The sequence below is a fragment of the Streptosporangium sp. DT93 genome, from assembly GCF_049844535.1.
Taxonomy (GTDB): Bacteria; Actinomycetota; Actinomycetes; order Streptosporangiales; family Streptosporangiaceae; genus Streptosporangium.
On sequence record NZ_JBNCLF010000077.1, the window covers coordinates 1 to 475 of the forward strand.

Sequence of the window (475 nt, forward strand, 5' to 3'; positions counted from 1 at the left end):
ACCCAGGTGGCGATGTCGGTGGGGGTGTAGGAGATCGGTGGTGCCATGACCAGCCGTGCGCCTGCGATCAGGGGTGCCCATACCTCGAAGGTGGAGTTGTCGAAGGGCAGGGGGGCCAGTTGGAGCAGGGTGTCGGTGTCGTTCAGGCGGAGGAAGTCGGCGCCGTGCAGGAGTTCGGTGACGTTGCGGTGCAGGGTGATGACGCCCTTGGGGCGGCCGGTGGATCCGGAGGTGAAGATCACATAACAGCCGTTGTCCGGCCCGGCGATGTCGGGCAGGTTCCCGTCGTCGTGGGGGAGGTCGACGGTGGTGAGGTCGATGCTGTGCCAGGGGCCGTCGGGGATGCGGCCGGCGGTCGCCCCGGCCGTGAGGACCAGGGGTGCGTTGACCTCGCTGAGCATGAAGTGCAGGCGTTCGGCGGGGAAGTCGGCGTCCATGGGCACGTACACCCCGCCGGCCTTCGCGACGGCCAGCA

At 68.6% G+C, this 475-nt stretch carries 1 protein-coding gene; it reads right to left on the reverse strand.

Features of this window, described 5'->3' with window-relative positions:
- Window positions 1–475, reverse strand: a 475-nt coding sequence (locus tag ACLQ2R_RS39555; protein WP_425966548.1) for an AMP-binding protein, incomplete at both ends; no start/stop codon positions are given.